The following is an 11,744-nucleotide window of genomic DNA, read 5'->3' on the forward strand; positions in this document are numbered from 1 at the left end:
ATTTGATTAATTTTATATATATACTGTGTATAAATATGCGTATAAAGCAAAGAAATGCAAATGAGGAAGCAAATGAAAGGGATGGAACTTTTAACCGACCTGTACGAATTAACTATGATGCAGGTCTACATGAAAACGGGTATAATTAATAACTATTCCATTTTTGATATGTTTTTCAGGAAAACACCTTTCAATTCGGGATATGTTGTCTTTGCCGGGTTGGAGCAGGTAATTGAATATCTGCAAAACCTATCGTTTTCAAAGGAAAGCATTGACTATCTTTACTCATTACATATCTTTTCGGATGATTTTTTGGACTATTGCAAGGAGTTTCGATTTACAGGGAGTCTATATTCCTTTCAGGAGGGAGATTTAGTCTTTCCTGAAGAGCCTATAATGCGAGTGGAGGCTCCGTTAGGACAAGCTCAGCTTATTGAAACTGCACTGTTGAATTGCATAAATTTTCAGTCGCTTGTTGCCACTAAGGCAGCACGTGTATGTTATGCTGCAGGTGGTAGGCAGGTGATCGAGTTTGGCTTGCGGCGTGCTCAAGGGCCTGATGGTGGGATTAGTGCAAGCAGGGCATCGTTTATTGGTGGATGTATTGGCACTTCAAATGTTTATGCTGGCCAAAAATATGGAATACCAGTAAAAGGCACCCATGCGCACAGTTTTGTGATGGCGTATGATAATGAGATAGAAGCATTTGATAATTATACCAAAGTATACCCTGATAATTCAATATTGCTTGTAGATACGTATGATACGTTACATTCGGGTATTGTTAATGCGATAGCAGCTGCAAAGAAGCTTGCAGCAAGTGGCAGGCGTCTTGTGGGAATACGACTTGATAGCGGTGATCTTTTGGATTTGAGCAAAAAAGTGCGAAAGTTACTGGACGCTGAAGGCTTGGAGTATGTTAAAATAGTTGCATCTAATGATCTTGATGAATTTCGCATTGATCAATTAGTACGTCTAGGCGCTCCTATTGATATTTTTGGTGTGGGTACACGGCTTGCAACAGGATATCCTGAGGCAGCTTTATCCGGTGTGTATAAAATGGCCGCAATAGAAAAAAACGGTACGTTAATCCCCAAAATGAAAGTATCTGATGAAATGTCAAAGGGTACCATTCCTTCAAGGAAGAATGTGTACAGGTATTATAATAGTGACAATGCTATGTGCTTTGACATTATATGCCAGGATAATGAAATTATACTGGATGGCGAAGTGTTTGATATAAAAGGCAACAGGTATGCTATAGACAAACATCTTGTTTCTCAATGTATGCATGTTCCAATTTTTCAAAATGGGTCATTAGTATATTCAATACCGTCACTACAGGATATTCAGCATCATTGTGTTACCAGTATGCAGTCACTTCCTGAATCGTTTAAAAATATTTACTATCCATCAGAGTATCAGGTATATATTAGCCCCGGGCTTTTTAATTTGGTTGAATCCATGCGAAGTGCAATCCACAAGAAAAATGAATAAATTATAGTTAAAATATGGTTGAAGTTGTTGACTTATATACTATAATGTGGTGTCATATTGAAAGAATTATGCTAATATATTATAGTTTTCATCTAAAAACATAAGTACTTTAGTGCGGTTGATTTTAGTGACTCAGGAGTGTAATTGATTCCTGAGCATTACAGGAATTATAGTGGTAAAGTCTATTGGTAAAGGAGGTTATGCATATACGTATGAATGGTGAAGAAGTTAAAAGCAATCTGCCCGGCAATATTACTAAGAGTTTGGTGGTAAAGGTTATCATTGTTGCTCTAATTGTTATTTTTGTATTATGGTTAATTTTTAATATCAAGGATTATGGCAAGGTTAATTTGATAGTGTCAAATGAAGAGATTACATCAAATGACAAGGCTTCTGTTCAGAAGTTTGTGGGAAAGGATAAGGTGTATTTTTTTATTGATAGAATCATTAAGCCGTCTCTTGATTGTAATACAGTAACAGTTGTGATTGATTATTTTGAAAATAATTCCTTTACTCAGTATAAACAGATTACATTTGAAATAGATAAAAACTTTAAATATCTGAGTACATATATACCTCAGGAGTATTTTAAAAGGGATGGCAGATATCAGTTGAAAGTTTTACTGGATGGCAAACTTATGGCCACAAAGGAATTTGAAGTAGAAAAATAAATTGGTGAAGGTGTACAATGAGACATTTTTTTATTTTATTTATTCTTTTTTTAATTATATCTCCTACTGATGGTTTTTCTGATCAGTTGACAGCTGATAGGGCTATACAGGAAAACAAAGAATTTATTGAATTTATGGATGTGCCAATATCAAATTTTGGTGATAAATATAAAGAGGAGTTCAAAGATATATATCAGATTCATTTCAACGCTGAAGTGGCATACTTACAATCTGATTATAACAGGGCTTTCAGGAATGTATATGAATCACAGAAAAAACAAGCTGATCTGTATTCTAAGCTTGTTCGTGAGTATCTTGATGAAACAAAAAAATATTTAGATGCAATATCTCCCGAGGTAATTAAATCTAAAAACAAAAAGGCACGGCTTTACCTTAATCTGGCATATAGAGACCGTGAGGTTGCACGTACCCATCATACAGTGGCAGATGCGTCAAATCCCAGGTTGTGTTCTAATAAGATATATAAATATATTGAGGCAATAAAAGTTCTTCGTCGGGCGCGACGGTATGGCTTTTTGGCTATTTTTGAATCCCAGACTGATGAAACAAAGAAAAAGATTTATAACCACCTGTTTGAAATAGAACGCGAAAAGGGTAATTTGTTCTATGTCAGGTTTATATCAAAAACCGAGCAGGAAATAATTGACGAAATGCAAAAGGAATATTATGAAGTGCAACTACCAGGGATAACAGGACAACCACAGAAACAGGAAGAAACGTATGAAAAGCGCATTGAAAAAAGAGCACGTTTTAGGGATGAGCGAAGGGTTGCTGAATATCTCTTAACAGCAGAATTTGAAAAAGCCGAACCCATAATTAGAGATTATGTTAAGGATTTTAATTTTAATCTTATTGTAGCAGCAATTGAATTTTTAGTGGTAAATAAATCACCGGTAACTGCAAATTTTACTGTTGAACAATTGAAACGATACCACGACGATAATTACTCTCGGTACTATAGCCCTTCTACACTGAATACGTTTGCAGGAGAAATGAAAGTAATTGATGCAATAGAAAAAAAGCCGGAAGGGGAAGCATCTGAAGAAAAACTTACTACAGAGAGTAAACCTAAATAGAATTAATGTAAGAACGCTACAGTTTGAGGATAAAAGCAGTAGTGTATTATTACCGTACAGGATGGTTGTATATGGATAATTCTGAATTGCTCAATTCAATCCACAGGAGAATGATGAATGAATTGCTAAATCATTCTCAGGGCAGGTCAAGTGCACCTAAACTTAAAGAGATCATAGCTATAGATCAAAACTTAAGAAAAGAGATTGCTGATCTTTATGCGCGCCTGGTAGATTTAGGGGACAAAGAGATGGCAATCAATATTTTATCTGATCATGTTGCTATTATGGTGGAAATGATAGTTAGTTTTAAAAGCGATAAATGAATAGTATTCTGAGGTGCAGTTATGAAGAAACTCATTATTGTCATACTTGGGATATTTATTGTAGCTTGTGCAGGCGAAGAGTTTGGGGGTTTAGGGATTGAAGTTCCTGCTGGTCCTGAGAAAGTAAGCAAGGACAAGCCGTTTGTTATAGCTAGTGTATATGAAGGTGGGACAGGATATCAGGCAGGGCTTAAAGAAGGTGATATTATTGTTTCAGTTGACGGAGTTCCTGTTGAAGGATTGCAATATGATTATATTGTTACAAACCTGTTGCGTGGTAAAGTAGGCAGTGTTGTAACACTGGAAATTAAAAGAGGCGATACTCTAATGTTATTCAGGGTGATGCGGGGAAAAATTGTTTTAAAATAAAATTTACAGTGCAATGAAGAAAATTACTGATACTATAATCATGGTTTTTTCCATACTTTTCTGGATTGTTATAATTGCAGATGCAATATACTGGTTTTTATTTTAAAAGGCTTATATGGAGAACATGCTAGCGGAGTAATCGATGGCTCAAAGTATTGTGGCCAAGGTTAAAGACTCAATAGAAAAAATGCCACCTCTATCTCCAGTGGTACATAAGATTATTATTGTTGCAAATGATGTTACCTCATCTGCACAACATTTGACAGATGTTATTCAACTTGATCCAGTGTTAACTGCAAAAGTAATACGTATGGTTAATTCAGCATATTTTGGATTACCACAGGAAATTAAGTCATTAAAACAGGCTGTGGTTATGCTTGGCATAAATACTATAAAGAATGTTGCCCTGTCATCAGCGTTAATGGGAAAGATTTCCTTAAAAAAAGGTGCTATTGATGCTGAAGAGTTCTGGAAACATTCTATTGGAGTGGCAGTTGCGTCAAAGTTAATTGCATTGCGGTTGGGTATTGACAAAAAGCTTCTGGAAGAGTTTTTTATTGCAGGGCTCATTCATGATATTGGCAAGGTCTTGATGAATAATTTTTTCCCCGAAGAGATGAAACAAATAATTGAGGTCTCGCAATCAAAAGGTGGATTAATTATTGATATTGAAAAAAATATATTAGGCTTAACTCATGAAGAGATTGGCATTGCAATTGGTAAAAAATGGAATTTTGAAAATAATCTCCTTTACGCTGTTGGCAGGCATCATATACCGGTATTGAAGGGTGATTCTGCTATCTATTCAATGGTGGTGCATATTGCAGATACTTTTGCAAAAGTTTTAAAAGTTGGCTTTAGCGGCAATTACGTAATTGACCCAATTGATGAAACAATCTGGCAAACGCTAAATATTAATGAGGAGATAGTTTTTGAGGCACTATCTCCCTTGCACGATGAGATACAAAAGGCTAAGTTATTCTTACAATGAGTACGCTGACGGTAACATTTTGGGGAGTGAGGGGGTCCATTCCTGTACCTGGACCTGATACTATGAAATATGGGGGCAATACAGCTTGCCTTGACTTGCGTTCAGATGCAGGTGACTGGATTGTGTTTGATGCTGGAACGGGGCTTAGAGTTCTTGGCGAATCACTGGATTTATCTAAACAATATACAGTAAATTTATGTATTTCTCATCCTCACTGGGATCACATCAACGGCTTCCCGTTTTTTCCAGTTATCTATATTCCGGGTAATACAGTTAATATATATGGTCCTGGAACATTTGAGAAAAGCCTTGAGGAGATAATTCGTGGCCAGATGCAGTACAGCTATTTCCCGGTTCGCACGGATGAGTTGCGTGCCAATATTCATTTTTATGAAATAAAAAACAACCAGTTTACTGTTGGTAATTTTACCGTGTACACGCATCTTCTCAATCATCCGGTAACCTGCTATGGTTATAAAGTAATGTATGGTAAAAAAATCTTTGTATATTTAGGCGACAACGAGCCATATTATAATGTATACAAGGATAACGATCCGGAAATAATGGCATTTGCAAAACAGATGAATGAGCAGCTGGTTGAATTTGTACGAAATGCTGATGTTCTGGTATCAGATGCACAGTATATCCCTGCCGAATATCCAAAGAAAACTGGCTGGGGACACAGTACCACTCACCATGTCATTAACTTGGCACTTAAAGCTAAAGTGGGAACACTGTTTTTATTTCACCATGAGCCATTACGAAAAGACAAAGAATTGGATGCCATAGTTACTCATTATCGAAATGTTCTGAAGAAAAAAGAGTTGTCTTTAAATCTTTTTGCAGCAGCTGAAAGAGAATCGTATACATTTTAATCATTCATAAATAATTGTATTCCTGCCAGAATTTTTTGCTTTGTAAAGATTATCATCAACTTTTTTTATGATGTCGTCTACTGTTTCAAATTTTCCTAACATGTCTTTAATAGATACAATACCAATGCTTGCAGTCACGCTAAAGGTAATGTTACGGTAAGAATGCTCTGTATCCATGATTTCCTGTTTCATCCGTTTTGCAACATTCATTGCATCATCTGGTTTTGTTTCAGGAAGTATAACCATGAATTCTTCGCCACCATAACGGAAAGCTAGATCAGAATCACGTAGCTGGTTTATTATTATTGAAGAGATTTTACGAAGAACGATATCACCCACCTGATGGCCATAGTTGTCGTTTACTGATTTAAAATGGTCTATATCAAGCATTAAAAGCGATAAATCACGATTATACCGTTTGGCGCGTTTAAACTCAAGTTCAATTTGTTCTATGAAATATCTTCTGTTGTAAAGCCCCGTTAATGGATCAGTAATGGACAACCACTTTAATATTTCAGTGCGCTGTTCAACCATTTCTTCAAGATTGTTTGAATATTTTTCCAGTAACTTCTTTGATTCCATCAATTCATTGACTATTGTATCCTTTTCACGCAGGAGTGAATCTGATTTGGCTTTAAATTGTCCAAGCTGCTGTATCAACTGAATCAATACTTCTTTTGAAAATGGATCTATATTTGTATATTCTGCATTAATCAGTGATTGGATTGAACGCAGAAGAAGCACAAAAGGCTTTGCGGCAAACAGAGCCATATAAATACTAAAAACGATGTTTATTATAGCAATACCTGCAATAATAGTGAGAGTGAAAGTGATAGCATTAATTGTATAGAAAAATATGCAGATAGCTCCTGTCACTACTATATTGTATAATAGAAATTTTATGAAGAGTGTAATTGTAGTTTTATTGAGCATACAATACATGCCTAATCATAAAGGCCGTTGCGTATGCCTTCAATAAGTGCAATAACATTTTTGCCTAAATCTGGGATATAGTAGCCACCTTCCAGGATAGCAAAAATATGGCCTTTACAGTAAAGTTTTGCATGGTTTCCAGCAATCTGGCCTATTGTATAGTAGTCCTGAGTTGAAAGGTTTGCGCCCCAATCTTTTATATACTGGTCAAACCCTGCGCTGATGCCCAGTATGTCAGCACCGCCACATTCCTGCAACCGTGTTCTTGTTTCATTTATAAAATCAACAGGGTTGGATGATTGAATATTCAGCACAGGGACATTTGCATTGGACTTAAAAATTGCATCGGTACCGTCTCCAAAATGAAGATCAATATCAAGAATTATTGCTTTCTTTATCACATTATCAGCAAGCAATCTCTTTATGGCAATTCCCATATTGTTAAAATAGCAGAATCCCCAGTTGTGGTCTGGATTGGCATGATGCCCTGGAGGACGTATGACGGCAAAGCTTGGTTTTCCATCTAGTGCCATACTTGCAGCAGTGATTGCTCCCCCAGCAGAAAGTTTTGCCACAGAAAAGCGTACTTCATCCTGTTTTTCCATCATGAGCAATCCTTCAGAGTGGCACAGTAAAATATCGTCATCGGTGCAGCTTTGGGGTTTAATTATAGGGTAACTATCGCCAAGATCTTTCATGATTTGCCGTACACGATCTGGTTTTTCCACTGATGCAGTAACATAGCTTGTTGTGTATAAAGGGTCATATATTATGTAAAAAGGGCGCTGCATAACCACACTCCTTTGAAAGTATGATTTAATAAATTCCCGTGTACTGCCATTCTGGACTTCTTCCTGAATTTCCCTTACATTTGAAGACAACACCACCTTAATTAAAAGATCACATCTAAGGTGAGCGCGGTGATTCAGGAATATAACTTAAAAATTGTAATCGTTAACATTTCAATAGCATCAGCACACAAAATTGTAAAATATGCAAAAGGTTGACACGTTACAGTTCCAGCAAAGCCTTTTATGGCGTTTACTGACTTATTTATATAGTAAATGAGTAAATAGTAAATGTCAAATGAGTTTTTCAAAAACTCTTGCCGCAGTGCTTGCGCACTGCAGCAAGATGGGAGATAAAAATAAATATCAAATGAGTATTTCAAAGTATTTTGGTTAAGGAGAACAAGCACTGCGGCTAGATGGGAGATAGGAATAAATGTCAAATAAGTATTTCAAAGTAGTTTGGTTAGGGAGGACAAGCACTGTGGCTAGATGGGGGATTTAAATAAAAGTCAAAAAGGTTTTTCAAAACATGTTATTAAAACGGGCGTTCTTTTACGTTAAACTGCCACAGTTCAACCAATTTTTCAAATTCTTTATCTTTTGGTTTTCCTTCGTATGCTTTATTGCGCCGTTTGATAAGATACATTACGGTACTATCTTCCAGTAAAAATTTTTCACCAAGTGTATTGAGTTTACGGATACAGTAATTAAGATTATAGGTTTGGAAGTCACCTATATATTGCGATGAAGCAATAGTTGGCTCAAATTTCATTAAAAGTTCAGTAAAATATAATGCAAGCCGCCATGAATCATTACTGCCACCTAGACCAGCTTTGAAGTACATACTCAGCTTTTCATATAAATTAATATTGTGATAGTAAGATTCAAAGACTATGGATATTAATTCCGGGAACAGGTTAGTAATTTCAATGATGTCAATGGGCTCATTGCGACTTTTAAAATAATCAAAAATCTTTTTGCTGGTTTCATTGTCAAGGGGTTGGGGGTCAATGAGTTCAATGAACATGTCCTTTATTATTGTACGGACTTTGCCAGCTTTTTTGAGATATATTTCTATCTCCACTGGCTCTACATAGTAATTTATTTTGTCATTGACTTCCATTTGAAAGCAACGGTACCTTCATTTAATTTTTGCAGGTTTTAATTCATTCATTTGCTGTATTAATAGTTTAACTGTTTCACGGTGTTTATTAGTTATTGCTGCGTTCATAGCTTTTTGTGCTAAATTGTCATCACGGATTCCTTTATCAATTTTTTTCTCTAATTCGTCAATTAATGTATAAAAGGCAATATTAAGTGATAGTAGTTTTCTTTCGGAAATACCCCAGAGAGTATCACCAGGCTTTACTATAATAATTTCACCATCCAAAAGAATAAATCTATTACCTGGATAAATCCAGTGAGGATTTTTTTCTTTCAGACTTTTTATGTCTATACGGCTGTAGCCATTTTTTAGCGCAACATCGTTGGCGTAAAAGAAGATATCCCTATCTGAAATATGAATATTATATTTTTTAGTCAGATATTCACTATACCGTGCCTGGCGTTCACGTTCTTGCTTTGCTTGATATGCTGTGAAAGCTTGGAAACCACCATACAATAAAGCTGCAACAGCAACTACAGTAATAAGTGCAATACTTGCTTTTTTTATTACAGCCAATCGTTTTTTTATCTTCTCCTTTGTAATGAGTTGTAAATTGAGCTTTTGTGTTTTCAACATCTGGCTTTTTCTTTTGTGTATTGCTTTTTCAATTTCCTTTGCTTCTTTTGCAATTGAGTCATTTTTTTCATAGAACAGGTCTAACAGTTCTTCTAGCCTTTTACGATCCCTATCCATACGAGCAAATATCTGTGGCATGACAGTCGTCTGTGGAATTGAACCTTCATTGAGCGTTTCGATTAAACCAAAAGGGAAAGAATGCGCAATCTGTACTGGCTCGCATATCATATAGGCGTTGGTATCATAAAGCATAATAGTACATTTATGCCCCTTTTTAGGCAAAAACTGCGACTTGTATTTATAGATTATTTGTTCAACACGTTTGTGGGTAGTCCTGTTAACAGTAGTATGCACTATAATCCGCAGTGCCTGCAGTACGTTGTATAATGTATGTGGCGATAGCTCCTGTGAAATCAGATTTTCCACAGAATCAAAGTCTTCAGCAGCAATGGCCTTTGCCAGCTCTTTGGTGCAATGTGAAAGAATATCGGTAAGTAACCTGTTGCTATCCTCATAGTAGCGAATATCATACTGCTGGTTGGGATAACAATAGAGTAAATTGTTAATGGGGACTGCTTCTCGGTTACTATCGACAACAACAACGGGTGAGATATTGCGTATAAGCATAGAAGCTTTTTTGAAAATCTGGTAATCAATAATATACAGATGGGCATTCGTTTCTATGGCACGAGTGATTTCGGATGGATCATGAATGTATACTATAGTAATATCCTTTGTGGCTGGCTTTACATTTTTGATGGTGATGATACAATTGTTAGATGATGCAATATTCTGTATTATAATGCCTTCAGGATTATCGCACATATAATTTTTTGATGATTTATAGTGCAATGTACACTGATTGAAGAGCTTCTGAAGCAATTTTATTTCATCCTCATTTGAATGGAAAATACGCAGCCTACCACTTGTGGCATTCTTCCATTTAACAAGAGGAATCAGAGGCATACTGTTAGTGGTAGTGGTAATGACATCACGGATATTTGCGGGATCAATTTCAAGTTCTGAAAATGTGCTGTAGTAGCGCAGCGGCACTCCTATAGAACTGAATAAATTGTTTTTATAAAACAAACATGCACTGTTAGCAACAGCAAAGCCACAGCCTGCATACCGTGTATTGTTGGATAGCTCTGAAAGCTTGTTGTGCACCAGTACATCGCCAGGATAATTCTGATGAACTTCTTTTAAATCAAACATAGTTTTTTGATTGTGAACTATTTTGAAGTTGCTATCGGTATAAAAAACACCCAAGAAAGTTTCCCTGTCGGAGATGATCTGCTCTTTTGAAAGCTGGGGAATATCCTGCTCGATATCAACAATGGTTACATTGTTCAGATCAAGCCCAAATAACTTTTGAAATTCAAGGTAGCGTTTTACTATAAGCTTGCTGCCAATATAGCGGTTTGAGAATAGATAGCGCGGGTCAATGTTATATTGTTCGTGTGAAGGGTTGCCGGTAATAAGGTCTGTGATAATTATATTTTCAATAAGGGGGATAATGCGGGGTGTGAGGGCAAGGCTGTTGCCAATACGTATAAATGGTTTTTCATCTTCTGTTGAATCGCCTGTGAAGACAATAAAGCATTCGGGAGAAATTATAAACAGCCTGTCGTCATCATTTTTAATTATTTGTTGAATAGTCATAATGGCTTTACCCTCATGCTGAAAAAATAAACAAATTTACGGAAATTGGCATTACCTCATCCCGTGTTTGACGGTTCTATAGTATACTGTCATTTTGGGCTTGACCCAGAATCTTCACTCACTATCAAGATCCTGAACCAAGTTCAGGATGACTTTTCTGCATTTGTCATTCCGGGCTTGACCCGGAATCTCACTTGCCATCAAAATACTGAATCAAGTTCAGGATGACCTTTTCTGCATTTGTCATTCCGGACTTGATCCGGAATCCAGTCCCGCTATTGGCGGGATTGGTATGACTATAGGGGTAGGGATAACGCATTGGTTTGCGTCACCCCTCCCTCCGAACCGGACGTGCGGATCTCCCGCATCCGGCTCTCCGGTCGGCGGTTTTACCTCACGAGGATTGGAGTAAAGCTCGATGGGCATCTTCAAGGCTAAAGAACCCAGCAGCCCGAAAGAATCGGTTCGGCCATCGATAATGGTCATAGCCCCCGCTGATCCCCTTCCGCTTGGATCGACGACGGAGGATACTCCTCAAGCGGCGCCGTATCCACTGGTCAAGGTGAAGAAAAGTTCTCCCATTACTGTGCTTGAAGTATTCAAACCATCCGTGAAGGGTGCCGTTCACATTCGCAATAATGCATTCCAGAGAGTGCCCGTTGGATCGCCCTGTTTTCGCACGAATGGTTTCCTTCAGCTTTCTCAAACTCTTCTTCCGTGGCCATCGGGTCCCTCCCTCAAAGTGATACCCAAGAAAGTCAAACCCTTGGCCGGGGGTGCTCACGTTTACCAAC

Annotated in this window: 11 protein-coding genes; 7 read left to right on the forward strand and 4 right to left on the reverse strand. The window is 37.1% G+C overall.

What is annotated here, in order from left to right; translation table 11 throughout:
* Positions 1-72 precede the first annotated feature (72 nt).
* The 7 genes from N3F66_09030 (at position 73) to N3F66_09060 (ending at position 5,823) form a co-directional block, all read left to right on the forward strand.
* The gene (locus N3F66_09030; protein MCX8124293.1) at positions 73-1,497 is read left to right on the forward strand and encodes a nicotinate phosphoribosyltransferase; all 1,425 of its coding nucleotides are present in this window, start codon (positions 73-75) and stop codon (positions 1,495-1,497) included.
* 212 nt (positions 1,498-1,709) lie between these two features.
* Positions 1,710-2,168, forward strand: coding sequence for a hypothetical protein (locus N3F66_09035; GenBank protein ID MCX8124294.1), 459 nt, complete (start codon positions 1,710-1,712; stop codon positions 2,166-2,168).
* Positions 2,169-2,185: 17 nt separating this feature from the next.
* The gene (locus N3F66_09040; protein ID MCX8124295.1) at positions 2,186-3,265 is read left to right on the forward strand and encodes a hypothetical protein; all 1,080 of its coding nucleotides are present in this window, start codon (positions 2,186-2,188) and stop codon (positions 3,263-3,265) included.
* Positions 3,266-3,336: 71 nt separating this feature from the next.
* The gene (locus tag N3F66_09045; GenBank protein MCX8124296.1) at positions 3,337-3,588 is read left to right on the forward strand and encodes a hypothetical protein; all 252 of its coding nucleotides are present in this window, start codon (positions 3,337-3,339) and stop codon (positions 3,586-3,588) included.
* A gap of 21 nt (positions 3,589-3,609) precedes the next feature.
* Complete coding sequence (locus N3F66_09050; GenBank protein MCX8124297.1) at positions 3,610-3,957, forward strand: PDZ domain-containing protein; 348 nt, start codon at positions 3,610-3,612, stop codon at positions 3,955-3,957.
* A 142-nt stretch (positions 3,958-4,099) separates the two neighbouring features.
* Entirely contained in the window at positions 4,100-4,948 is an 849-nt protein-coding gene (locus N3F66_09055) for an HDOD domain-containing protein (protein MCX8124298.1), read from the forward strand.
* Positions 4,945-5,823: an MBL fold metallo-hydrolase gene (locus N3F66_09060; GenBank protein ID MCX8124299.1), complete on the forward strand. Its 879-nt coding sequence runs from the start codon at positions 4,945-4,947 to the stop codon at positions 5,821-5,823. The genes N3F66_09055 and N3F66_09060 overlap by 4 nt, the downstream gene beginning before the upstream one ends.
* Here N3F66_09060 and N3F66_09065 read toward each other — a convergent pair whose 3' ends face one another.
* From N3F66_09065 to N3F66_09080, 4 genes are all read right to left on the reverse strand, one after another.
* Positions 5,824-6,756, reverse strand: coding sequence for a GGDEF domain-containing protein (locus N3F66_09065; GenBank protein MCX8124300.1), 933 nt, complete (start codon positions 6,754-6,756; stop codon positions 5,824-5,826).
* A gap of 11 nt (positions 6,757-6,767) precedes the next feature.
* On the reverse strand, positions 6,768-7,637 hold the full coding sequence (locus N3F66_09070; GenBank protein ID MCX8124301.1) for a histone deacetylase family protein: 870 nt from the start codon (positions 7,635-7,637) through the stop codon (positions 6,768-6,770).
* A 445-nt stretch (positions 7,638-8,082) separates the two neighbouring features.
* Entirely contained in the window at positions 8,083-8,670 is a 588-nt protein-coding gene (locus tag N3F66_09075) for a hypothetical protein (GenBank protein MCX8124302.1), read from the reverse strand.
* An 18-nt stretch (positions 8,671-8,688) separates the two neighbouring features.
* Positions 8,689-10,950: a hypothetical protein gene (locus N3F66_09080; GenBank protein MCX8124303.1), complete on the reverse strand. Its 2,262-nt coding sequence runs from the start codon at positions 10,948-10,950 to the stop codon at positions 8,689-8,691.
* Positions 10,951-11,744 lie beyond the last annotated feature (794 nt).

It is taken from the genome of Spirochaetota bacterium (genome assembly GCA_026414805.1).
Lineage (GTDB): Bacteria > Spirochaetota > UBA4802 > UBA4802 > UB4802 > UBA4802.

What these genes read in the sequence shown, in the direction of transcription:
- N3F66_09030 (MCX8124293.1), top strand. Translation starts at nt 73, where the DNA reads ATGAAAGGGATGGAACTTTTAACCGACCTGTACGAATTAACTATGATG.
- N3F66_09035 (MCX8124294.1), top strand. Translation starts at nt 1,710, where the DNA reads ATGAATGGTGAAGAAGTTAAAAGCAATCTGCCCGGCAATATTACTAAG.
- N3F66_09040 (MCX8124295.1), top strand. Translation starts at nt 2,186, where the DNA reads ATGAGACATTTTTTTATTTTATTTATTCTTTTTTTAATTATATCTCCT.
- N3F66_09045 (MCX8124296.1), top strand. Translation starts at nt 3,337, where the DNA reads ATGGATAATTCTGAATTGCTCAATTCAATCCACAGGAGAATGATGAAT.
- N3F66_09050 (MCX8124297.1), top strand. Translation starts at nt 3,610, where the DNA reads ATGAAGAAACTCATTATTGTCATACTTGGGATATTTATTGTAGCTTGT.
- N3F66_09055 (MCX8124298.1), top strand. Translation starts at nt 4,100, where the DNA reads ATGGCTCAAAGTATTGTGGCCAAGGTTAAAGACTCAATAGAAAAAATG.
- N3F66_09060 (MCX8124299.1), top strand. Translation starts at nt 4,945, where the DNA reads ATGAGTACGCTGACGGTAACATTTTGGGGAGTGAGGGGGTCCATTCCT.
- N3F66_09065 (MCX8124300.1), bottom strand. Translation starts at nt 6,756, where the DNA reads ATGCTCAATAAAACTACAATTACACTCTTCATAAAATTTCTATTATAC.
- N3F66_09075 (MCX8124302.1), bottom strand. Translation starts at nt 8,670, where the DNA reads ATGGAAGTCAATGACAAAATAAATTACTATGTAGAGCCAGTGGAGATA.
- N3F66_09080 (MCX8124303.1), bottom strand. Translation starts at nt 10,950, where the DNA reads ATGACTATTCAACAAATAATTAAAAATGATGACGACAGGCTGTTTATA.